Source organism: Paenibacillus sp. NRS-1781, from assembly GCF_050467745.1.
Taxonomy (GTDB): Bacteria; Bacillota; Bacilli; order Paenibacillales; family Paenibacillaceae; genus Paenibacillus; species Paenibacillus terrae_A.
In genome coordinates this window covers 1-24221 of sequence record NZ_JBITPI010000058.1, presented here as the reverse complement: position 1 = coordinate 24221, position 24221 = coordinate 1, and the positions used below count along the sequence as shown (strand labels likewise).

Annotated in this window: 19 protein-coding genes and 3 pseudogenes; 19 read left to right on the top strand and 3 right to left on the bottom strand. The window is 44.8% G+C overall.

From position 1 onward, the window contains the following. The first annotated feature begins 117 nt into the window (after nucleotides 1-117). From ACIFO6_RS20620 to ACIFO6_RS20585, 8 genes are all read left to right on the top strand, one after another. A complete protein-coding gene (locus tag ACIFO6_RS20620; RefSeq protein WP_430043406.1) occupies nucleotides 118-1389 on the top strand; it encodes a M20 family metallopeptidase in 1272 nt (423 codons plus the stop codon). A 14-nt stretch (nucleotides 1390-1403) separates the two neighbouring features. Continuing rightward, entirely contained in the window at nucleotides 1404-2339 is a 936-nt protein-coding gene (locus tag ACIFO6_RS20615) for a DUF1177 domain-containing protein (RefSeq protein ID WP_430043403.1), read from the top strand. Between the two features lie 60 nt (nucleotides 2340-2399). Next, nucleotides 2400-3389 carry an ABC transporter ATP-binding protein gene (locus ACIFO6_RS20610; protein ID WP_430043401.1) on the top strand — a complete coding sequence of 330 codons (990 nt, stop codon included), beginning with the start codon at nucleotides 2400-2402 and terminating at the stop codon, nucleotides 3387-3389. Continuing rightward, nucleotides 3373-4374 (top strand): ABC transporter ATP-binding protein, encoded by a 1002-nt coding sequence (locus ACIFO6_RS20605; protein ID WP_430043399.1) that lies wholly within the window; start codon nucleotides 3373-3375, stop codon nucleotides 4372-4374. Before ACIFO6_RS20610 ends, ACIFO6_RS20605 begins: the two co-directional genes overlap by 17 nt. A gap of 265 nt (nucleotides 4375-4639) precedes the next feature. Then, nucleotides 4640-7417, top strand: a complete 2778-nt coding sequence (locus ACIFO6_RS20600; RefSeq protein ID WP_430043398.1) for a family 78 glycoside hydrolase catalytic domain — start codon at nucleotides 4640-4642, stop codon at nucleotides 7415-7417. Nucleotides 7418-7445: 28 nt separating this feature from the next. Further along, entirely contained in the window at nucleotides 7446-8642 is a 1197-nt protein-coding gene (locus tag ACIFO6_RS20595) for an MFS transporter (protein WP_430043396.1), read from the top strand. An 86-nt stretch (nucleotides 8643-8728) separates the two neighbouring features. Next, nucleotides 8729-9727: an AraC family transcriptional regulator gene (locus ACIFO6_RS20590; RefSeq protein WP_430043394.1), complete on the top strand. Its 999-nt coding sequence runs from the start codon at nucleotides 8729-8731 to the stop codon at nucleotides 9725-9727. A gap of 127 nt (nucleotides 9728-9854) precedes the next feature. Beyond that, nucleotides 9855-10862 (top strand): phosphotransferase, encoded by a 1008-nt coding sequence (locus tag ACIFO6_RS20585; protein ID WP_430043392.1) that lies wholly within the window; start codon nucleotides 9855-9857, stop codon nucleotides 10860-10862. A gap of 303 nt (nucleotides 10863-11165) precedes the next feature. Here the strand turns inward: ACIFO6_RS20585 and ACIFO6_RS20580 are convergent, their stop codons facing one another. Beyond that, nucleotides 11166-12971 carry a helix-turn-helix domain-containing protein gene (locus tag ACIFO6_RS20580; RefSeq protein WP_430043390.1) on the bottom strand — a complete coding sequence of 602 codons (1806 nt, stop codon included), beginning with the start codon at nucleotides 12969-12971 and terminating at the stop codon, nucleotides 11166-11168. Nucleotides 12972-13280: 309 nt separating this feature from the next. Between ACIFO6_RS20580 and ACIFO6_RS20575 the strand changes: the two are divergent. After that, nucleotides 13281-13532 (top strand): annotated as a pseudogene (locus ACIFO6_RS20575) (polyprenyl synthetase family protein); the annotation flags it as partial. 64 nt (nucleotides 13533-13596) lie between these two features. Here ACIFO6_RS20575 and ACIFO6_RS20570 read toward each other — a convergent pair. Next, nucleotides 13597-14175, bottom strand: a complete 579-nt coding sequence (locus ACIFO6_RS20570) for an RBBP9/YdeN family alpha/beta hydrolase (protein WP_430043389.1) — start codon at nucleotides 14173-14175, stop codon at nucleotides 13597-13599. Between the two features lie 347 nt (nucleotides 14176-14522). Between ACIFO6_RS20570 and ACIFO6_RS20565 the strand changes: the two genes are divergently transcribed. Continuing rightward, nucleotides 14523-16268 (top strand): methyl-accepting chemotaxis protein, encoded by a 1746-nt coding sequence (locus tag ACIFO6_RS20565; protein WP_430043387.1) that lies wholly within the window; start codon nucleotides 14523-14525, stop codon nucleotides 16266-16268. A gap of 201 nt (nucleotides 16269-16469) precedes the next feature. Here ACIFO6_RS20565 and ACIFO6_RS20560 read toward each other — a convergent pair whose 3' ends face one another. Beyond that, the gene (locus ACIFO6_RS20560; RefSeq protein WP_430043385.1) at nucleotides 16470-17039 is read right to left on the bottom strand and encodes a DUF1697 domain-containing protein; all 570 of its coding nucleotides are present in this window, start codon (nucleotides 17037-17039) and stop codon (nucleotides 16470-16472) included. Between the two features lie 151 nt (nucleotides 17040-17190). Between ACIFO6_RS20560 and ACIFO6_RS20555 the strand changes: the two genes are divergently transcribed. From ACIFO6_RS20555 to ACIFO6_RS20515, 9 genes and pseudogenes are all read left to right on the top strand, one after another. Then, entirely contained in the window at nucleotides 17191-17349 is a 159-nt protein-coding gene (locus tag ACIFO6_RS20555) for an ADP-ribosylglycohydrolase family protein (protein WP_430043382.1), read from the top strand. Next, on the top strand, nucleotides 17315-17641 hold the full coding sequence (locus ACIFO6_RS20550) for an ADP-ribosylglycohydrolase family protein (RefSeq protein WP_430043381.1): 327 nt from the start codon (nucleotides 17315-17317) through the stop codon (nucleotides 17639-17641). The genes ACIFO6_RS20555 and ACIFO6_RS20550 overlap by 35 nt, the downstream gene beginning before the upstream one ends. A 177-nt stretch (nucleotides 17642-17818) precedes the next feature. Further along, nucleotides 17819-18358: pseudogene (locus ACIFO6_RS20545) on the top strand (CueP family metal-binding protein). A gap of 358 nt (nucleotides 18359-18716) precedes the next feature. Next, nucleotides 18717-20780 carry a methyl-accepting chemotaxis protein gene (locus tag ACIFO6_RS20540; protein WP_430043379.1) on the top strand — a complete coding sequence of 688 codons (2064 nt, stop codon included), beginning with the start codon at nucleotides 18717-18719 and terminating at the stop codon, nucleotides 20778-20780. A 159-nt stretch (nucleotides 20781-20939) separates the two neighbouring features. Continuing rightward, complete coding sequence (locus ACIFO6_RS20535) at nucleotides 20940-21323, top strand: immunity 22 family protein (protein ID WP_430043378.1); 384 nt, start codon at nucleotides 20940-20942, stop codon at nucleotides 21321-21323. A gap of 309 nt (nucleotides 21324-21632) precedes the next feature. After that, nucleotides 21633-22771 (top strand): annotated as a pseudogene (locus tag ACIFO6_RS20530) (tyrosine-type recombinase/integrase). 202 nt (nucleotides 22772-22973) lie between these two features. Beyond that, nucleotides 22974-23147, top strand: coding sequence for a DUF2281 domain-containing protein (locus tag ACIFO6_RS20525; RefSeq protein ID WP_430043376.1), 174 nt, complete (start codon nucleotides 22974-22976; stop codon nucleotides 23145-23147). Further along, nucleotides 23144-23521, top strand: a complete 378-nt coding sequence (locus ACIFO6_RS20520; protein WP_430043374.1) for a type II toxin-antitoxin system death-on-curing family toxin — start codon at nucleotides 23144-23146, stop codon at nucleotides 23519-23521. The genes ACIFO6_RS20525 and ACIFO6_RS20520 overlap by 4 nt, the downstream gene beginning before the upstream one ends. Nucleotides 23522-23773: 252 nt before the next feature. Next, nucleotides 23774-24031, top strand: coding sequence for a hypothetical protein (locus ACIFO6_RS20515; RefSeq protein ID WP_430043372.1), 258 nt, complete (start codon nucleotides 23774-23776; stop codon nucleotides 24029-24031). The last annotated feature ends 190 nt before the right edge of the window (nucleotides 24032-24221 follow it).

Genomic DNA, 24221 nt, shown 5'->3' with positions numbered 1-24221 from the left:
TGCCTTCGGTTTCTTACAGCCGAAGGCTATCATTTTACACCTGAAGTATGAAGCTGATCTGTATGGAAAGTCAGGGTTCAGTTAGCGATATGGAAAACGTGAAGGGGTTGTATGGAAATGACAGATTGGAAAGCGTTAGTTCTTGATGAAATAGAAAAACGGCAGGATGAACTGCTTGAGCTTTGCTCGCGGTTAATTCAGTTTCCCTCGGAAAATCCTCCAGGTGATTCGCGTGAAATTAGCCAGTTTATAATGGACTACCTTAAAGAAGCGGGGATTGAAACAACTGTACATGAATCCGGGCCCAATATGTGGAATCTTATTTCCAACTATGGAACTGAATCCGTAGATGGAAAAAAACTGATCTTCTGCGGACATACGGATGTTGTTCCGGCCGGGGATCGCACTCGCTGGGATTTTGACCCGTTTTGTGGCGAAATCCGTGACGGATATTTGCTGGGTCGTGGCGCTTCGGACATGAAGGCGGGCTTGGGTGGATTGATTTTTACAGTGGCACTGTTATCCAAACTCGGTGTACCGCTGGAAGGTGCATTGTCGCTGCTGGTTGTTCCAGACGAAGAAACCGGGGGACATCTTGGGGTACCTTGGGTGCTGGAAAGAAAACTGATTGAAGGAACGGCTGCTGTGATCGCAGAGCCTTCAGGCCCGCAAAACCCGACGATCGGTCAAAAGGGAAGCTGCTGGTTTGAGTTTACCGTAGAAGGCACGCCAGGTCACGGCAGTCTGCAACCGATCGCAGGTGAAAGTGCTATTTTGAAAGCAGCCAGAGGAATTGAAGCATTGCAGCAACTGTGGGATATCAAACCTAACATTCCGGAGGAAGTCAAAGAGATTATTGAAATTTCCAAGCGTTATGTCAGCGAACGGGAAAACCCGGCTTATGGGCAAGCCTTTGACCATGTAACAGTGAACATCGGTACGATCCAGGGGGGCACCAAGGTCAATGTGGTTGCTGACCGTTGTACGGTACAAGTGGATTCCCGCGTTCCTTTTGGTGTAGACCATCGGGATGTACTGGCTAGAGCGAAAGAATTGCTTGCTAGTGTAGGCATTGATGCTGAACCTAAGCAGTTTGGGTTTTTTGGTAACGCCAACTGGACCCCACCAACCGAACCGATTGTGCATGATCTTGTGGATTCCATCGCTGAGGTGAGCGGTAAAGAAGCCTATGGCGTATTGCAGTGGGCAACCAGTGATGCACGTGCATTCCGCAAATATAATATTCCGGTATTGCAATATGGACCTGCCGACCTGGGAACCATCCACAACTTCAACGAAAGAGCTCCGGTATGGCAGATCCTTCAATCCGCGAAAGTGTACGCCTTGACGGCGCTTAAATATCTGAACACTACAAAAACTGAAGCTTAAGGGGAACTGGACGTATGATGAAACAAGTTTACGAGGTATATGATCTTTTGGACAGCCCGTCCGCCAGCGGGACGGAAGTAAAAGCTTATTTGGAGCAACTGGGTCAAGCGGATATCAGCGTCACAACTGTTCAGGGTGAAAAAGGCTCTACGGATTTTATCAAAGTGGTTATTGCCGGGAAAAACGGCCGTATTCGCGGTGGCAATTGCCCAACTCTGGGTGTAATTGGTCGTCTTGGCGGACTTGGAGCACGTCCGGAAATGATCGGATTTGTATCGGATGGCGATGGCGCGGCAGCAGCGATTTCAACAGCAGCCAAGCTTTTGTCTATGCAGTCCAAAGGTGATGTGCTGGACGGCGACGTGATTATCTGTACGCACATTTGCCCGGATGCACCTACCCAGCCGCATGATCCGGTTCCATTTATGGATTCGCCGGTAGATATTTTGACGATGAACCAGTATGAAGTGACGCCCGAGATGGAAGCCATTCTGTCGATTGATACCACAAAAGGGAATCGTGTCATCAACCATAAAGGGATTGCTATTTCCCCAACCGTACGCGAGGGCTACGTGCTGCGGATCAGCGAAGACCTTGTCGATATTGTGCAGACCGTAACCGGCGAGCCGTGTGTTACTTTTGCCGTGACCACACAGGATATCACACCTTATGGCAACGATCTGTATCATATCAACAGCATTTTGCAGCCAGCGGTGGCAACCTCGGCTCCGGTTGTGGGTGTAGCGATTACCGCAGCCGCCCCCGTACCAGGCAGTGCAACGGGTGCAAGCCATGAAGGCGATATTGCGCTGGCTGCCAAAGTGGCTGTCGAAACAGCCAAGGCCTATGGACGCGGACAATGCTCTTTTCATTCGGAAAAAGAATTTCAACATATCACAAAGCTGTACGGTAACATGAAGCATTTGCAAACGATGGGCAAGTCCGAATAAGCTCATTCCTTTTAGATAAAAACGTGAAGATTCATGATGGACAAGGAGGGGGAAGAGGACATGGCACAGTTGCTTGAAGTAACCAATCTCCGCACAGAGTTCAAGACTGCGGCGGGTACGATCCGGGCAGTGGACGGCGTTGATCTGTCGGTTGGCAAAGGGGAAACACTCGGGATTGTTGGGGAATCCGGGTGTGGCAAAAGCATCACTTCCCTTTCCATTATGCAGCTTCTCCCCAAAGGGCTTGGGAAAGTAGCTGCTGGTGAAGTACGGTTTAATGGCGAAAACATACTGGATTACTCAGAACGGAAAATGCGTTCCATTCGAGGCAATGAGATGGCTATGATTTTCCAGGAGCCTATGACCTCGCTGAATCCCGTGTTCAAAATCGGTAAACAAATTGCTGAATCTGCCAGATACCATCATGGTGTAAGTAAACATAAAGCCAAAGCCATGGCCGTGGAGATGCTGACAAAAGTCGGTATTCCACGCCCGGAAAAAGTAGCCGTTTCTTATCCGCATGAGCTCTCGGGGGGGATGCGCCAGCGGGTTATGATTGCAATGGCCATGGTCTGCAATCCGAAGCTGCTGATCGCGGATGAGCCGACCACGGCACTCGACGTGACCATTCAGGCGCAAATTCTGGATTTGATGCGTGACCTGCAAAAGTCCGAAGGAACTTCCATTCTGATGATTACCCATGACCTTGGCGTTGTAGCTGAAATGTGTGATCGGGTGGTTATTATGTACGCCGGGCAGGTGGTGGAAGAAACGGATGTCAAAACGCTTTTTAAAGCTCCCAAGCATCCATATACACAAAGTCTGTTAGCCTCATTGCCGCAATTAAACAGTGATCAGGAGCGTTTGGCTTCCATTCCGGGCCAGGTTCCCAATCCGCTCGATATGCCAGCAGGCTGCCGCTTTGCACCACGCTGTCAGTTTGCCAAGGAAATTTGCCTTGCAGAGGACCCGGAGCTTATGGAAGTGGAGCCCGGGCACAAAAGCCGCTGCTTGCTACAGCAGGAGGGATATCATGAGTACACTGCTTGAAATACGTAATCTAAAAAAACACTATCCGATCAAAAAAGGACTTTTTTCCAAACAAGTGGGAGCAGTCAAAGCGGTGGATGGTATTAACCTGACTGTACAGCAGGGTGAAACCCTAGCAATCGTGGGGGAATCCGGCTGTGGAAAATCTACAACCGGTCGAGCAATCCTCAGATTGATTGAACCAACCGATGGAGAGATTCTGTTTAACGGTACGGATATACGGAAGCTAAATAACGAGCAACTACGCAAATTCAGAACGGATATGCAGATGGTGTTTCAGGACCCCTTTGCTTCACTTGATCCCAGATGGACGGTGCAGCAGGTGCTGGAAGAACCGCTCATCACCCATGAAAAGTTGAGTAAAACACAGCTCAAAGAGCGTGTAGAAAACCTGCTCGAGGTGGTCGGGTTGTCCCCTTATCACGCTCATCGTTACCCGCATGAGTTTTCGGGCGGTCAACGTCAGCGGATCGGCATCGCAAGGGCACTGGCGCTCAATCCTAAATTTATCGTGTGTGACGAGCCTGTCTCAGCGCTCGATGTGTCCATTCAGGCGCAGGTGCTCAACCTGATGAAGGACCTGCAAAAGCAGTACGACCTGACGTATATGTTCATTTCCCATGATCTGTCGGTCGTCAAATTTATTAGCGACCGTGTTGGTGTGATGTACCTGGGCAAGCTGGTCGAACTCGCTCCCACCCAAGAAATGTTCAAGGAGCCGCTGCATCCGTATACGAAGGCATTGATGTCTGCGGTACCTGTAGCTGATCCGGAAGCGGAGCGGGACCGGATCGTACTCAAAGGTGATGTGCCGAGCCCGGAAAATCCGCCCAGCGGCTGCGCGTTTCACAACCGCTGCCCGGCAGCCATGGACATTTGCAGCAAAGTACAGCCAATCTTTGCTGAAGTTGCACCGGGTCGGCAGGTAGCCTGCCACTTGTACCCGACTTCCACGCCGGAACAAGCGATAGTCGAACAGGCGTAATCTAGCTAAAAAAGAATAAATATACTTTATAGTAAAAAAAGCCTGAATTCCGTACCCAACGGATTCAGGCTTTTTTCATGAGTGCTGCTTTGAAACGTACATATTTTTCTAATAGATCCATTTTAAGATTTAATATATGAGGTTGAATTTCAACACCTGTAAATCAAGCATACAACATGCAGGGATACAACATTGCGCAAAGTCTATGGAAGCGTTTTAATTTGAGTATAGAACTACAAAAGAAGACATCAGGGAGGAAATAACAATGCTAAGAGTGAAAGCGCTTAGATGCGAACATTTAAATAATCCGGTTGGGCTGGGCTGTCTAAAGCCGCGCTTAAGCTGGCAGATCGAATCTGACAAAATATATATTTCCCAAAAAAGGTTCCAGTTGCAGGTATCCATAAATCCCAATTTTGAACTGCTGCTCTGGAATCATTTTGCTTATTCGGATCAATCCATTCTGTTTCCATATGAAGGCCCTCCACTGGAATCAGGACAAAGATATTATTATCGGGTAAAAGTATGGGCTCAGGGAGCAGGGGACACAGAAGCAGAAGAATCGGAATGGAGTGAGTTCGGCTTTTGGGAGATGGGGTTGCTCCATGAGCAGGACTGGAAAGCACAATGGATCACGGTGAAGGAGCGGAGCATAAATGAAGAGTTTCAGACACGCGCTCCTTTTGCCACTTCCAAGTGTTTTTCAGTTGAGGGAAAAGTGAAAAAAGCAGTCATTTATGCTACAAGTCTGGGTCTGTATGAACTGGAGTTAAATGGACAAAGAGTGGGAGATGCCTACTTTACCCCGGGCTGGACGGATTATAACGATCGTGTCCAGGTGCAAGCGTATGACGTGACTTCGGCCATTCAAGAACAAAATAACCGAATCACAGCAACGGTAGGAGAAGGCTGGTATAGCGGTTATTTGGGCTGGCAGAAGCGCAAGGACACCTACGGGAACACGAATGCATTGTTATTTCAAATGAAGATTAGTTATGAAGATGGCCGTTCCGAAGTCATTTGCTCTGATTCTTCCTGGGAGGAAACGAGCTGTGCCATTTTAATGTCGGATATTTATAACGGTGAAATCTATGATGCCAGACTTGAGCAGCGGACACCCGAACATAGCTCTTTAACCGAACGGAAAATGATGCAGGTTGTCCCGTTCCCATTAAGCCATCTGGTTGCTCAGGAGAATGAGCCCGTCCGTGTGATGAACCGATTGAAGCCAGTTGAGCTTATTCGAACCCCCAAAGGTGAGCTTGTGCTTAACTTGGGTCAAAATATGGTAGGCTGGCTGGAATTTAAAGTTGAAGCGCCTGAAGGTACGGTTTTGAAGCTGGTTCATGGTGAAGTGCTGGATCAGCAAGGGAACTTTTACAGGGATAACATCCGTGATGCAGCGCAGCAGATTACGTACATTTGCAGTGGGAAGGGGAAGGAGATATTTCGGCCACATTTCACTTTTCAAGGCTTTCAATATGTGAAGCTTGAAGGCTTTCCGGATGACGTTACAATTGAAGATTTTACGGGTGTTGTTCTGCATTCGGATATGGAGAATATCGGGGTGTTTGAGACATCCGATCCGAAGCTCAATCAATTACAGCACAATATTGTGTGGGGGCAAAAGGGGAACTTCCTGGATGTGCCAACCGATTGTCCGCAGCGCGATGAGCGATTAGGCTGGACCGGGGATGCACAGATTTTTGCCAGAACGGCCAGCTTCAATATGAATGCGGTTTCCTTTTTCCGAAAGTGGATGAAGGATTTGGCTTATAACCAGTTGGAGAATGGGGCAGTGCCTTTTGTAGTGCCGGATGTCCTCAAAGGAACCTTTGCCGATAATATGGACAAAACGACGGCAGCATGGGGAGACGCGGCGGTTATATGTCCGTGGACCATGTATCAATGCTACGGGGATAAGCAAATTTTAGCTCAGCAGTATGACAGTATGAAAGCATGGGTGGATTACATCCGCGCCCAGGGGAACGAAGAATATCTTTGGGATACCGGCTTGCAGCTTGGAGACTGGCTGGCGCTGGATAGTGAAGAAGGAAGTTATTTTGGGGCGACCGACGGAACGCTGGTGGCAACGGCTTACTTTGCCTATTCGACTCATATTTTGGCGCAGACGGCCAAACTGCTTAATCGTTATACCGATTACAACACATATAAAAGCTTACATGAGGGGATTCAAACTGCTTTTGCAAACCGCTACTTCGATGACGCTGGCCAACTGACCTCCAATACTCAGACTGCACAGATTGTTGCTCTGCACTTTGGATTGGTGCCGGACAAGTATAAAAAGCAAGTGATCCAGGAGCTCGTACGGCTTATTGAGAAAAACGATATGCATCTGGATACCGGCTTTGTGGGTACACCTTATCTATGCCTGGTTTTGTCCGACAATGGCTATACGGATGTAGCTTATAAGATTTTATTCCAAAATGATTATCCTTCATGGCTCTATCAGGTTGAACGGGGCGCAACGACCATGTGGGAGCATTGGGACAGCATCAAAGTGGATGGCTCGTTCTGGAGTACAGATATGAACTCGTTCAATCACTATTCATACGGCTCAGTTGGAGATTTTATGTACCAAAATATTGCCGGAATAGATGTGGTTGAAGCGGGTTATAAGAAATCACGGATAGCTCCTAAACCGCCTGCTAATCTTACTTCGGCCCACGGGAAACTGGAAACGCCATATGGTGCGCTGGAAGTTCATTGGGAAATCGTGGATGAAGAAATGCAGATGACGGTTCGCGTTCCGCATAATACGACGGCTGAGATTACACTTCCGGGAGTTATGGAGCCGGATGCATTACAACAGACCATAGCAACGCAATATCCGTCGATTCAGAATCCGCCTGTTTATATACCACAGGAGCTGGCTGGGAGAATGGGGATTGCAGGTGAACAGGAGATTTTCCAAAGGAACGGAGATCATGAAATTACGTTTACGGTCGGTTCAGGGAAGTACGTTTTCCAGTACAGATACTGCCAGACTACCCAAGTTCCTGCACATGCAACCAGAGGCTAAATAACATAGACTAGAGGTGAGTAACTTGATGAATATCAAAAACAAAGTATTGTTTAAAACGGCGTTGCTGTCCATTTCGTTAGTCCTGACATCAGCGAGTGCCATTTCGGCTATCATACCGATGATGCTGAATCAATTATCAGGGGTTTCCAGTTCCTTGATTGAAAGCGTAGTTACGATTCCATCCTTCACGATGATGCTGTTTGTGCTGTTGAGTGGTCCGATCTCTTCCCGATTGGGCAAAAAAAATACAGTCATGCTAGGACTTTTGCTCGTGGTCATCGGCGGAATCCTTCCTATGCTCACGACTAACATTACATGGATTCTCGCGTTGCGGCTGGTATTAGGTGCAGGTCTCGGGATGTTCAATTCGCTGGCCGTTAGCTTAATTAGTGATTTTTTTGAAGGGGACGAACGTGCCCAATTAGTAGGCTTTCAAAGCGCCGTTCAAGGGCTCGGAAGCAGCCTAGCTACATTTGTGGCAGGACAGCTTGCCTTAATTGATTGGAAGTTTGCCTTTTTATGCTATGCGATCACCATTCCTGTTGCGCTGTTATTCTTTTTTATCATTCCCGAACCAGAGCGTGTGGAGCCTACAGCGGAGCGTTCAACAGGAACGGGCCACAAGAGCGGCGGAGTATCCATACCTGTACTTGGATTAGGAGCTGTACTCTTCCTGTTTATGACCTTTATCATGATTGTGTATACCAAGACAGGTATTATGATTGCTGAAAAGAATATGCCTAATCCTGGTTTTTTAGGAACCGCGTTAACGCTGTTTTCCTTGGCAACTATGATTGCAGGTTTCTTGTTTGGTAAAATATATAAATGGTTTAGAAATTACGCACCCTTTATCTCCAGTCTATTAACAGCAACAGGTTTTGTAATGCTGTGGTTTGCTCAGAATGTTACCATGGTTACCGTTGCCATGCTTATCATTGGCTTTAGCTTTGCGCTATTTATTCCTTATATCTTTACCATACTAACTAAAATTGTGCCTAAAGGCAGTGAGACGATTTCCATTTCAATTGCAATGGTAGGCTCCAATTTGGGAGCGTTTGCTTCACCTTATGTCATCAAGTTAGTTGGCATGCTGTTTGGAAATGAAACCGCCTCATTTTCCTTCCTCGTTTCTGCAATTGTGTTTACGATTGCTGCACTCATCTGTCTGGGAATCGCTATTAGAGGAAAAGGCAGTAAGGCTCAGGCGACAGTTCACAGTTAATGAGAGTCATCAGGTACAGGCAGTTTTTTCAACGGGCGGAGAACCGCCCGTTTTTCCATCATATAGTGAAGGAGGAGCCGGTGATCATGAACCTTCATGAGTTGGACCAGTTGCTAAGAACCAAAACGGAAATTGAACTTTTACAACAACAAAACCATCAGGTTATTAATGATCTCTCCGAAGAATCGGAGGACGAACGATACTATGATATCAATCAGAACATGTATCGTATGCCCGCTTTGTTTTTCTTTGGAGAACATGATATTTATATTAGCAAGCACAATAGATTTGCTCCGATGCTGGAGCATATGCATGAATTTATTGAATTAAACTATGTCTATTCAGGTAAGTGCAATCAAATCATAGCAGGCAAAGAAATTCAGCTTTGTGAAGGCCAAGTATGTGTTCTGGATAAGGATGTGCCGCACAGTATCGCTCCTTTGGGAGAAGACGATATCCTTATTAATATCTTGCTGCAAAGAGAAACGATTTCTTCCCTGTTCCTGCAACGGTTATCCAAGAAAAAAAGTCTGATTGGCGAATTTCTCGCCAACTCTGTCCTCCAGCATCAGCACCATAATCACTTTATTATTTTCGAGTCGCAATATAATGAAAATCTTCAATATATACTACGTAGAATCTTGATTGAATATTTTTCCAGACAAGAGGATTCGATGGAATTGGTCAAGGCTTATTTGCAAATTATTTTTGGAGAATTGGTCCGTGTATTGGAAAGCGAGCATAATATTCATTTAAACCAGCAGGAAAATAATATTGCATCTATTCTGAATTACATGGAAGAGCATTATCAGCATTTAAGTCTGCAACAGCTATCTAATCATTTTAATTACAATCGTACGTATTTAAGTAATAAGTTAAAAAAAGTAACTGGTCTTACTTACACTCAGCTTATTGCCAACATTAAACTCAATGCAGCCTATTCTCTGGTAGTGAACACCAACCTGCCGTTCGAAATGATATTTAAGCAAGTTGGATATAACAGCATGAGTTTTTTCTATAAAAAATTTAAAATGGCTTATGGCGCTACCCCGCAAAATATCCGAAACAAGCAGTTGAGAAATTGAAGGATGCAGAAGGATCATATAACCGCTATGACTGTTTTATGATGTAATAGACGTCCAATTCTAATGGGCGTCTATATTTGTTATAATAGCTGCAAATTCATAAGCGCAAGGCTAGGAGGATACATCCTTGGAAGCGATACTAAGACGGCACTGGCCGGAGTGGAACGGAACGTTGCAGAAACGAACCGGGGGTTGGAATAATACGACGTATTTTGTTAAGGGTGGTAGGCGAAGCGGAGTGCTGCGCGTCTACGATACACACAGAGATAGGGACAAAATTGAATTTGAGCATGCGGTTTTGCAGGCACTGAGTAAGCATTCTCTATCATTCAGGGTACCGATGCCAATTCGAACAGTGACGGGAGAGACACTCGCTCAGCTTGAGAAGGAAAGCGGCAAATATGTCTGTCTGTTCGATTACATAGAAGGCGAATCACCACTGGAGCAGGAATCAAGCTTTGCCTATTCTTTTGGCGAGGTCACAGGTGAATTATCTGCTGTACTTGCGACATTCAATCTTGAACTGGCTCCAGTCTACCGACCTTATTATGCCTTGCAGCAATCCTATCCATTGTGCAACCAGGAAATAGTTCGAGAGATTGGCCTACATCCGCCAGAGCCTCTAAAAGCTTTGCATGACGAGCTGGGCTGGATAGGAAAAGTATATGATGAGATTACAGATTCGCTTCATGCATTGGAAGAATTGCCGCATCAGCTTGTACATGGGGACTTGAATACTTCCAATTTGTTGGTAAAGGATACCGATCATAGCCAAGTGGCTGCACTGCTTGATTTTGAATTTTGTACGCTGGATGTTCGGGTCATGGAACCAGCAGTTATTTTATCAGGATTGTTGGGTCAACCGGAGGAGACGAGAGCAGTTCGGGATTTTTGCCAGGGCTTCAGCCGCCGAGTTCATCTGTCCCAAACCGAGATTGATGCTTTACCTGTATTGATGCAGCTCAGGAAGGTAGATGTATTTCTTCATTTTTTGAGCCGCTTTCTGGAAGGAACGGATCAGCCACATGTGTTACAAGAGCAAATCAAGCAGATCGCTGCCGACTTGCTGCAACTGTCTACCCGAAGTAGCTGGATTCAGGAGGAGTTGATCCTCGCAGGAATGGCGTATGAATGAACTTTATCACATGATGAGGAGGAGATTGGCAGACGACGAGCCGAATCAGTGGGTGATTTTGGATCAAATACAGGTCTCCTATATAAATCATCTGGAATTTTCCCCAGGGTGAATTTCCGGACAGCTATATCCATTTTTTGAAATACTCTAACGGCGGGGCGTGCTGCAAATTCTTTCATTGAGCTATCTACAGAAACATGGGAACTATATGATTAGCAAATAGCGAGATGCCGATTTTTTTGGGCTTCTCGCTATTTTAATCATTTTACCCCTGAAAAACCTCAATGAAGGTGCCGTATGTCCCTATGGCTGAATTTGAGATATTTGTTCAATCAACGAATCGACCGCCTCATCCACTAGGTAGGGACCATAGTTCCATTTATCACGGGAAACATTAATAATGTGATTATTTTTTACAGCAGGAATCGTCTGATACACAGGTTCGCTGAACAGCTCCCTCATGTGTTTCAGCTCTTGATCTGTCATTTGAGTAAAGAAATAGTCAGCCGGACGATGGACCAGAGCTTCCATGGAAAGAGCAGTACCACCATCGGCGTAGGGTTTGAATTGCTCAGGCATCTGGAAACCGAAATCCTGATAAATCAATTTTCCGAGCGTACCGCCCTCACCTCCAAGCAGTACCTCTCCCTTGTGAATAATGAAAGAGATTGCGGTAGTATCTGCTTTAATGGGGATGCGAGTTTGTTCCCGAATGCCCTGTAATTTTTTCTCGAACTTAGCAATCCAGGATTCTGCTTCTGTTTTCCGGTTCATAATGTCGCCAAACGTCCGTAGTGTATTCACCACGTCTGGATCACCACCCCATGCTACTGCAATAGTTGGGGCAATTTTTTGGTACTGCTCAAAGGTTGCTTTGTCGTGAAAATCCGACAGTATAATCAAATCCGGCTCCAATGCGGAAATGGCCTCGATATTACCTGTTCCTTTGCCTATGCTAGCGACATCAGCCATCTTGTCAGGATAAAGGTCGAGTATCTCCTGATTGACACCTACCGGTTTTAAGCCTAATGGAAGCAAATAACCACCGTATGTAATAACAACAGCCCTTTTGGGTTGAACAGGAATTTTCATTTGCCGTCCAAGTGCATCGGTATACGATCTTGTTTCAATTGGTTTCGCAACGTCACTCGCACCGCCGCAAGCTGCCAGAAGCAATGTTAAGCTGAACAAAAGGGTAACAGCAAAAGCAGGCTTAAAACTAACATTCATATCGTTCACTCTCCAAGCGTCATGTTGATAATGATTATCATTGTTATCAATATAACGTTGTCCTGATCGGGGAGCAATGAAGGATTTGAGTGTAAAATTTGTATTTGTTGAACTTTTTGAAACAAGGCTATGCAATTTAAATTGTGTTGGGGTTTCGCCGGTTTGCTTTTTGAAAAGTCGACTAAAGTAATAAAAATTGGTATATCCAACGTCTTCGGCAACTTCCCGAATGGAAGCATCTGTATCAGCTAACAGGGATTTGGCCCTGTTGATGCGGGTCTGAACGACATACTCGATAGGGCTGCATCCATATTTTCGCTTAAACACCTTTACGAGGTAGTGGGTACTGTAATGAAACCGTTTAGCCATCGTCTCCATAGCGATTGGTTTTTGAAAATGCTCTTGAATATATTGGGCTATTTGTGTAGCCAGATCCGGCTCGGATATTTTGATTTCCTTCATCTGTAGTTGACGAAAGTGTTCATGCACGAATTGATAGAACAATCCATTCACTTGCAATTTGTCCAGTTCATTTCTATTAGACCACTGCTGATTCATTTGTTCGACGAGCGATATCAGGGGGAGCGGATAGAGGGCCTGAAACGCATAGTTTTGTCTAAATAGAGCCATCCGATCTTCTCGTTCGAATGAGCTTTGGCCCGCTCGCTCTTGAACGGGTTTGTATAAAATGAGGTAGTATTCAAACGGCTGGTTTAAGCACCAGATATTCAGACTTGCTCCTTTTCCGCCGTGGAGAACCTGAAACTTGGCTGCTGAGGTTTCGATTTCATCAAGCATCAATCTGGCTTCTCCTTGATTGGCGAATAGAAATCCGCTTGAAGGCAGGGAATAGGAACTCAATCTCTCTCCAGGCTTCATCGTAAAATGACGAATGTCCAGCACCTTAACCGGCGTTTGGCTCCATAATCTGATCGTTTCCAGCCACTCCATAAAAACACCTCGAAATAATATAAGTTAACACATGCATAGCGGTGCATTCGGCCCTTGTTACATCGCCTTAAGCTTCCCAGGGCATATAAATATCTATCGTGCTGCCCTTTTGTTCCAGAGAATGAATATCAGTCCAATACTCGAAATCAAAAGAGTGTGAAGCACTGATCCCCCTATCACGGATTGAGTCATAGGTTCCATCTATTTGGGATTCAGGTCCCTGATGAGTGACCTTCACACGCGGGGATTGCCTTTCAGATTAAAGATGATTTGCTTGATGTGGAAGGAGAACTGCTCTTACTCGGAACATCTGTTGGCCAGGATTCTGAGAGCAACAATTCGAATTTCGTATCCATCCTGGGTCAGGAAGGTGCCAGTAAAGAGATGTGGGAGCACTACTGCCTTGCTATGGAAGCGTTGAAAGAGGTACCCCGCAACATCGCTTTTCTGAAGCATTTAATGAATTATATGGTTAACCGGGACCGTTAAAAAGGTTTGTATCCCATTGCTTAATAGAAGCGATGGGTATTTTGCGTTAGGGTAAAGTAGCGGTTCAGCTCTTCATCATATCCATTAAAGCTTGATATGCAATGGGTAAGGAAGTAAAGCCGTCACGCTCTAAAAAGTGTCCTCCGTGTTCTACTTCGTGGAAATCCGCCTGGATGTCATTCGCTAGTTTCTTGCTGAATGCAAAGGGGACAATCGTGTCATCCTTTGAAGCAATAACTGCACGCATCTTTACTGAATCCATGAGTTGCTTATAATCCAGCTTATCATTTGTAAATTCATCTAATGACGGCAGGGTTGGCACGGGATCGGTAAAACCGGAGACGAAGACAAGACCACCGAGTTGCTCTGGAATACTTACTTGCTGCAAATATCTTAATATGGAAACACATCCCAAGCTATGGCCAACAAAATAGGTATCCTTATGTTGAACCTCAATACTTGATAATAAATGTTGGGTCCACTCATGAAGCTGGGGAGCTTGTGAGTTGGGCATATCCAATATATCTACAGAAACGCCATCTTCCTGTAGCTTGTCTTGTAGCCAAGAAAACCAATGATCGGCTGGCGAAGCCGTATACCCATGGATGATATACACTTGTTTTTGATTTTGTAGGTTTGTCACTTTACGTCTCTCCTATTATCCTGAGTAGTTCTTGATTAGTTGATGATATATGTCCCACTTTGGTATGAAGACCACTCCTCTAGTTTAGCAAATTCTCCAAGCACATGAGTAACTAAAATGAATAGTCACATTTGAGGATTTTGCAAAATCCTGATGGATCAATCTCAAGCTCACTTTCCTTGAAAAATATTCTTTATTTTAGCAGTACTGTATTTCCCTTATGAAAATAAGCGCTTTCTGCCGATATATATATCATCACGGTGTAATCTCTTCATTCGTATGGTTTGGGGGAGGGTATCCATGGGAGCAACGTGATCTATTATACATAGACGACTGGAGGAGTTTTGATGAGAACAAAACTATCAGACAGCACTAAAAAAGTAAAAGGATTTAGAGATTTAAAGGTAACGACAACGATGGTCTCCATGATCATGATCAGCTTGGTGGGTTTGCTCATTGTATCGTTGGTAGGGGTTCTCGGCATGTATCAAGCTAAAGAGGGCCAAGGTATTTTGTATATGGATCGCTTTCAACACCAAACGAATATTCTGGAAGTGAAAAGTGATTTTTATAACATGCGGGCCAACTACACCAAAGTACTCGATAATGAAGAGTACACAGATAAACAATATAAGCAGGTACAGAAGGGAAAAGACAGCGTTACATCAGGCTTAAGTAAATTCTCGCAAAAGAATCTGGACCCGAAGGAACAGAAATTGTACGAGGAACTAAGAAGCAGCATAGACACATATTATCAGAATATTGGGCAGATCATGGCAGTCAAAAAAAATACCGGAACGTATGAAAAGGAAGAGAGAGGCCGGATTAATACATCCAGTACGGCAATTGTTAAGATACTGACCGATATTTCTGATTACAACAATGAACAATCGGCCAACTTATATCAAAATACGCAAAATGAGATTAAAATGCGCACAATTATTCTGATTGCGATTCTGGTCCTAGTACTTGCTGTCCTTAGTATGATCTCCTTTTCGGCCATTCGGAATATCCGTTCTCGGATGAGCACCATTACGAAATACTGTGAAGAGATTACCCAAGGCAATTTAACGGCAGCACTTGATCCAACCCTGCTCAAGGGAAATAACGAAATCGCTGTCATTGCACGTGCCATTCAACAAATGACAGATTCAACCTCAATGGTTATTACGGGGGTTATCAATGAATCCCGCCAAATTAATCAGCTAAGTGATCAGACGAATCATAATATGACCGATCTCAATGAGCGGATTAGAGACGTATCGGCTACAGTCGAACAGCTATCAGCAGCGATGGAGGAGACTTCGGCATATACAGAAAACATGAATCATTCTGCGGATGAAATGCAGCGGGCGGCAGAGTACATTTCGCTCAAAACTCAAGAAAAAGCGCAGTCTGCCTATGATACAAGCCTAAAGGCCGAAGCGTTGAAGTATGAAGCGAGTGAGTCCAATAAAGCGTCCAAAGAGATTTACCGGAAGGCCAGTGAAAAGATGACGGAAGCGCTGGAACAAGCCAAGGCGGTAGACCAAATTCGTATACTCTCCCAGTCCATTCTGGAAATTACGGCCCAAACCAATTTGCTGGCTTTAAATGCATCTATTGAAGCGGCTCGAGCCGGTGAGTCAGGTCGGGGGTTTGCAGTTGTGGCTAACGAGATTCGCAAGTTGGCAGATGGGTCCAAGCAGGCGGTAGATCAAATTCAGAGTGTTACTCAAGAGGTTGTACAATCTGTAGCCAATCTGACGACCAATGCCGAGGAATTACTGGATTTCCTGCATGCCAAGGTGGGCAAGGATTATCAGCTGCTTGAGGATACGGCAGAACAATATTACAATGATGTAGTTGAGCATACGAATACAGTTAATGATTTGAACGCCACCTCTAAGCAGGTAAATGCAACGATCCAAACCATGGTGAGAGCTATCCACGAGATTGCAACAGCCAGCGAACAGTCTGCCGTATCTACTCAGCACATTGCTGAGAACATGGTTTCATCGACGGAAAAGTCTCTTGAAGTGGCACAACAGTCTGATCAGGTGAAGGAAAGCGCCACCCGATTGAATGAACTGGTCGACGGTTTTACTAATTGACGAAGCTAGTCTGGTGAGTGGTATTCCATATGAAGGGTTGACTTCATCAGCTCGATAGGCAGAGTCTAGTGGGAACAATACATCCAAAAAATGCAGTTGGGGAGCCGCAAAAAGGCTCCCTTTTTGATTTTATCCTCTACGGTTGTTCTCGGATTTGTCTACTAAAAACGAAAACAAAATGCTTAGGAAGGAGGCTTCCAATCAGGAGTCTAAAGCACGTAGCTCTTCCTGTTCAGCTGTTTGCATCAGCTTATAAATCTGCCGGGTCGTGTTCACATTCCGCACCGTCATATGCTGATATAGACTGGAGCCGGCCAGTTTCGTCATCCCGCTTGTTGTGATATGTTCTCTGCTGACAGAAAACAGAACGGCCCCAGACGTATACATTACATGGCCGATTCCCGGCTTCAAAGGAAGCTTCTCCAGAACGGAAATATCGTTAATTTCATTCCAAAGAAACAATACATCACTTTTCATCTGTGTATCATTAGACCATTCCTCCGGCAATGCCTTCATAATCGCCTGGATTTCCGCCATATTGCGAACGATAACCCGGATAGGTAAGCTAAAATCCTCCAGAATCGCATGCTCCACTTGGAGCGACAGCTCCTCGTTGGATTGAACGTCACTGGAAAAAATGATGTTTCCGGAGTTGATGTAAGTCGTCACATGGCTCATGCCTGCCTTCTCAAACGTTTCCTTGAGTTTTTTCATATTAATCTTGTTGTTGCCACCCACATTAATGCCCCGCAGCAATGCAATATAAATCATATAAGGCTCACCTCTCTTGTACAAAAGGATTTTATTAACACAGGGATAGGTTGGCATCGATCATTTCAAAATGGCTGTACAAATACTCAAGCTCAGGGGATACAGGAATCCGACTGTCCCAGCAATCAGTTATTAAGGATCGTTTTTTTGGATGTCTAGTCGGGCTGGCTGCGGTGTGTTCGGACTAAAGCCGGGACAATGGACGGACGATACATCCATGGCGCTCTGTTTGGCAGAGAGTCTGGTGCGAAAGATGAATTTGATCGGCAGACCAAATGCGGAGATACATTCAGGGATCTTACCGCCATAAGGAGCCGCCCGAAATACAGGGAACCGGTTATGTCATTCGTTCCCTTGAGGCTGCGTTGTGGGCATTTCATCATTCAACTTCCTTTGAAAATGGGGCACTGCTGGCAGTAAACCTTGGGGATGATGCCGATACAACGGGAGCGGTATACGGGCAGATTGCCGGGGCTTTTTACGGGCACAGTGGAATTCCAGGCCATTGGCGTGAGAAGCTGTCAATGAAGGAAACGATTGATGAACTTACTGAGGCTTTATGGAAGAAGGCCGAAAAGAACCTAAATGAAGATCACCAATAACTGAGTAAAAATGAGCCGCTGGGCATCATCGGCTCGGGATAGAAAACCGCGCATTGCTCAATTTTTGACCTGTACCAGAGATGAATGTGAGCATATGGTGACATAATGGTTTCATCCTGCCATCCTGATGTGCACTCCTTTATAATAGTAAAAAAGGGACAAGGAGATGAACTCAAGATGAAAAAAATAACCTTGATAGCTACGGGGTTAGTTGCGGTTGCCATAGGGACATATCTGATTGCAGGAAATGCCCAGCGAGAAGAAGCCGACACCCAAGGAGTGTAAAATATCAAGCAATTGGTGCATGATTTTAGTACAAGAAAGGCAACGGCTCAGTCCGCTTCCATCACTTCCAGTCAGTTGAGCGTATCGGAGGATGGTACCATAATCAAGACCTACGATCTGCCTGATAACGAGTTTTTTGTTTCGATAGCGCCATATATGGAACAGACCCACCCTTGTGCAACCCATAGCCTGACTGGTTGTCAAGGCGAAATGAAGGATGAAGAGTTCAGTGTAACGGTCCACGACTCCGAGGGGAATGTCATCATGGAGAATGCGGCCATGCAGTCGCAATCCAATGGTTTTATTGATCTATGGCTGCCTAGGGATAAAACATACCGGATTAGCGTGAATCATGAAGGAAAAAGGGCAGAAACTGAATTCTCTACATATGAGAACAATGATACTTGTATCACAACGATGCAGTTGGGTTAATGTCTGAGGATGGAAGTTTACGTATTGATCGCTGGATCGCTCTAAGTACGTGAAAACGTGTGTTCTTATAATTCATTAATAAGAGAGTCTGCGTCCGACGCAGGCTCTCTGCGCTGTTGTTATGGCGAGTGCAGAGATTAGCAGGGTAAGGCGCATACAGAGAATTGAGAATAAGAGTATGCAATCAAATGTTTGGTGCTGTCTAATTCGCGTTGGAGTCTGGGGCAGGGACATTGCCGAAGGTGATCAGCTTTCAAAACTTTAAATTGTGTATACTAAAAACCTATTCAAACAACTGCAAACTTCCGACATATTATCTAAGAGCTTTTCGCTCAATATTCCTCGGGGAGATGGCAGCATGTCACAAAATATTAAAAAGCGCGTATTCAGATCATCCAGCATTGCGAACACATTAGCCATTGTGTTGTTAGTCATTATCGTTGTCGTCTTTGCAACCTTGGGGACGTTCATGTTTGCAAGCACGCAAAGCATACTTATCAAGCAGCAAGAGGCCATGCTCCAGACCAAGACGCAGGCCGTTGTCAGTCAATTCGATGCGTTGTTTAAGGAAAAGGGATCGCTTGTCAAACAAATGGCAACGAACAACCTTTTTCAGCAGTACATAGAAACAACCACATCGGGAGATATGGTGAAAACTTCTCCATATGCTGCGGAAACAGAAGCGACTCTGGCAGCCATTGTAAAGGCAGAGCCCTCTTTTGCCGACGCCTGGATTGCAGGAATATCTGGCAAAGGCTTCTTTTTTCAGAATGATGGTGCTGCTTCCAAACCGGATTACGATATCCAAAAACGCCCGTTCTTCAAGCCAGCTGTTGAAGCAAACGGTTTATACTACTCGGATCCCTATATTGACGTCGCTACGGGTAGTGTGCTCATGGGTATTTTCTATCCGATCAAAGATAACAGTAACCAATTAATTGGATTTGCAGCAGCTGATATTGCTTTCAAAGACATCCCTGCCCTTATGCAAAGCTATTCGCTCGGAAGCACAGGTTATTCGATTCTTGCATCCAAAACAGGTGATATTTTGTATCACCCCGATCAGACTAAAGTGTTGAAAGAAAAGATTAACGAAAGCACAGGTGATCTTGGGGAGATCGGAAAGAAAATGATTGCCGGCGAGTCCGGAGTACAGCTGATTAATGACAATGGAGAACGTCGTTATATCGGGTATGCAACCAGTAAAGATACCGGATGGTCCGTGGGCTTAACTATTTCTCAACGAGAGGCGCTCTCAGAATTAGAAGCCTTTACCTGGCTTACCATTGGCGGTTTTGCCGCAGCCACAATCCTGCTGGTTGTGATTTGTTATATAACGCTCCGTTATCTGTTGAGATCCATACCGAAGCTGCTCGCAAAAATCAAGCTGATTGAAAATGGAGATTTAACCGTTCAGTTTGATACGCATTCCAACAACGAAATCGGGCAAATTTCTCAAGGCGTTTACACCATGGTTCAAAAAATTCAAGGGATGCTCCAAATGGTGGGCAGCTCGGCTCAGGTCTTGAATCAGTCCTCTGACGGTCTGCAATCCATTTCTTCCAGAACCGCAATAACAATGAACGATACTGCGACAGCAATTAATGAGATTGCCAATGCGACGAACTACCAGTCCGTTGAAACGGAGAATATTTTACAAAAAACCGGAGCATTGTCCGGCCAAATTGACGAAATTGCCAATGATGCCAAAGCCATCGAAACGATGGTGCAAGTCTCTGTCGAGCAAAGCGGAATGGGGCTTGCTGTAGTGGATCAGTTATCCAAATGGGCGGAAGAGAACCACAATTCCACACAAGCGATGTCGTCTATTATTCAGGAGATTGATCTAAGCCGTCACGAGATTTCGAGCTTCGTGGACACGGTCAATCAAATTGCAACGCAGACCAACCTGCTGGCGCTCAATGCTTCCATTGAAGCTGCACGTGCAGGAGAACAGGGCAAAGGGTTTGCTGTTGTTGCCGGGGAGGTTCGCAAGCTGGCTGAGCAGACTGCACTGGCGACACAGGAAATCTACAAGAAGGTACGTGTGATTGAAGAAAAAACCAGTGTATCGGTTGAGCATACGGTTCACGGCCTGAAAATTGCTGAAGAAAATGCCAGATCGGTGGAGAACACCAAGCAAGTATTCTTTAGCATTAACAAGGATTTGGAAGATTTGAAATTGCGAATGATCCAAATTAGCAACAACACCTCCAAAGTCCACAAGCACAAAGATGAGATTTTGCAGGCGCTGGAGATCATCTCTTCCACCACGGAGGAGAATTCCGCTTCAACCGAAGAGGTTAGCGCCAGCACGCAGGAACAATTGGATAGCATCGAGCAGGTTGCTGAACTATCCAAACAGTTAAGCCAATTGTCCAATAAGCTACGAGACGAATTAAGCCAGTTTAAGGTCGAGTAACAAGGCTACTAGGCATGATTTTGACTAAATATACAGCAAAGCCCGCGATCAGTGCGGGCTTTTTAGCTTCAACAGCTGTTGTGGGGTAGAGGGCATGGTAGCTGGTGCGGGATACAGATAGACCATACGTGTTAACTGAAATTTTAGCGGGGTGAAGATATGAATTGCTTTGAAAAAAATGTCGTGTCCGTTTGGTACGGTCACTTTGCCTCTGAAGATGAGTTGTTTGAATATGTTGAGATCAAATACCCGGAAGATGAGAACGAAGATGTTTTTAGCGGTTTTTTGAATGATCATGAAATAGATGATTTTGACGAAGATTTTGCTGAAGGAGTCTTTCTGATGGATGGGGCAGATGATGGTATAAAAGATGTTTCCTATGTTGATTCTTTTTTATCTCCACTATTACATGATTTGAGTAAAATAGATGGCAAATATAATTCGTTGTTCTTTATATATGATTGTAATACAAGCGGTTTATCTGAAAAAAATGGCGACAAAATGCGCTTTTTAACGGCTTATCCTTATTGTATTAACAAATGAGAAACAAATAATCAGGCTCATCTTTTGTTTATGTGGGGAGTAGAGCGAGTTCCAATTGGATAGCTACTGAACCTGAAGCTGGAGTATCTGTTGGAGAAGGTGGCGGCAGTGCTATGGGATGATGTGACGGAGGAACTGGACAAATAAAGGTAAGACATTTTATGATAATGTAAATTGGACTTAATGGATCAATAATTTACTCTGAAAGAATCAGGGACTTAAGATGAATATCCATCTTAAGTCCCTTTTTTTGTGCAAAATTAGATTTCCAATTTTTTGAACGGCTGATATACTAAGGAGGCAAGTGAGATGAAGATAAACCTACTTTATCGGGATGAAAAAACGATCAGCGTACGCTTGGAGCGATACGGAGTCAAGGAGCGGGAAGGGATTCGATCCATACCAGGCAGGAAATGGGTTCCAGACGAAAAAATCTGGGCGATTCCGTACAGTATCTCGGCTGTAGAAAGCCTGTTGGAAGCGTATCGGAGTTGTAAGTTCGAGTACGACGAGCGCTTGAATAAAGAACTACCGTACATCCGGGAATGGCTGGATAGACGGGACACGCAGGCTAATGCGGTTCCCTCTTCTTCGGAACGAGGTGAATGGAATCCGGATCAGCGGCAAGAATTGCGCGATGCATTGGTAGCAAGGGGGTACAGCAGCAAGACGATAAAAGCATACATATCGCAAACGGAACGCTTTTTTGCCGGATTGCAAGGGGCCGAAGCAAGCATAAATGATGCGGTGGTGCAAAAATATGCGCTGGTGCTGCTCGAAAAAGGTCTTTCGCACGCTTATGTTAACCAAGCGATCAGTGCGTTGAAATTTTATTTTCGCCATGTGCTAAAGCAGCCCAAATCCTCCGCCTATGTTCGTCCGAAAAAGGAGAGTAAACTACCGGATGTGCTGTCCCTGAATGAGGTCATGCGTCTGTTGAAAGTAGTGAAAAATCCAAAGCATAAGGCTATTCTGTACCTGACGTATACATCCGGGCTGCGGGTAAGCGAAGTGGTGAGGTTGCGTCCTGAAGACTGCGACCATGAACGGAAAGTGCTGAAAGTCCGTCAGGGAAAGGGCAGGAAGGATCGGCAAACGCTGCTCTCCGAAGCGGCTTTTGCGGTGGTCGAGGAGTACATAGGGGGGAGCGGCCAGAAGACTGGCTGTTTCCAGGGCAGAGGGAAGGCGGCCACCTGACGGAACGTTCAGCGCAGAAAGTGTTTGAAAAAGCGCTGGCTGAAGCGGACATTCGCAAACAGGTAAGTATCCATTCCCTAAGGCATTCCTTTGCGACCCACTTGCTGGAGAATGGGATTGATCTTAGCTATATTCAGGAACTGCTGGGGCATCAGAGTGTGCGAACAACGGAGCGCTATACACATGTGAGCAGGCGGGACATTGGGCGGATTCAAAGTCCGTTGGATCGGATGGGCGGGTTGGAGGATTGAAACGCAGAGAGTGCGGGAATAAGGAGCAAAGTGCAGGATTCACGAAGTTCGTGAATATGACGAAGAGAGCATTCTTTCGGAAGTTCGTAAATAAGATGTTAGGTGAAATATCGGCAACCCCATAAAAACATTAAAGGCGAATGTTAAGTCCCATCATGCTTTGGTGTATAATGAAAACAAAGAAGTGCAGGAGGTATGTGTAATGAGAATTGAAGAAAAACTAATTGAAGACTTTTTAACATTACCAGAAGATAAGAAGCTTGAAGTGATTGATTTTATCGAATTTCTAAAGAACCGAAGTAATCAGCAAATGGAGTCACTAATGGACGATATTATAAATGAAAACGCTGAAGCACTTAGGGAATTAGCCAAATGAAGAATATCAGTTTAGAACAAATTATTCAATTCCATACTAAGATTGTAAAGGCAACAGGTGGTTCGGTCGGGGTTAGGGATCATGGAATGATTGAAAGTGCATTACGAAAAGCAGAAGCAACCTTCGATGGACAGGAGCTTTACGAAGGTACGATAAGGAAAATATCTGTAATAGGATACGCGTTAATAAAGAATCATGGATTTATTGACGGGAATAAACGTATAGGTGTAGCGACAATTTTATTTTTATTACGTTTAAATGGATTGTCAATAAAATATGAACAGAAAGAACTAATTGAATTAGGATTAAAAACGGCAGAAGGAACAATTAAAGAAGAGAATATTGAACAATGGATAGAAGAACATCGAGTATAGAAAGTGCTTGATGTTCTTTGTTTAATAGAGGATATTTGTAGGCAACTCAAAGAAGGCCGATACATCATCTAACATAATATTCACGCATCGGGCTATGCCCTTGGTTTGGCCGAGGAATTTCAGGGAAGCGAGAGCAGCCAGACTCATCCGACTTCGTCGGACGTCGTGAATACGGGAACGTTATAGGAAATCGGCGGCATATGTTAAAATGATAAAAAGAAGAATTAGGACAAATTTGTAGGAGGTAAACACATGAAATGGCAAGAAGTTAAAGAACTGTTCCCTGACCAATTTGTTCTGGTTTCTATACTTAATTATCATGAGGAAGATAACAAAAAAATAGTAGATGAAGTTGCACCGATTCGCACAATATCAGAGCAAGATGCGAATAAAGAGTTTTTTCAAGTAAAGCCTGGGAACATAGTATACCATACATCAAATCAAGACTTTGTGATCCACCTCCGCAGAGATCCCTTAATGAGAGTGAGACGTAATACGAATGAAAATTAACTATGACGGACAGGATTGAAATAGGTACAAACAGCATTCAAAATATAGAAATAGATGTAGGCATATTGCCTAAAGATCATAAAGGACTCCTTGGATTGGATATTCTGAAACAACAAAATTTTATAATTGACTTGAAAACATTAGAATTACGTAAGTGAATTTTAAAAAAGACGGATTGTAATATGAAGTG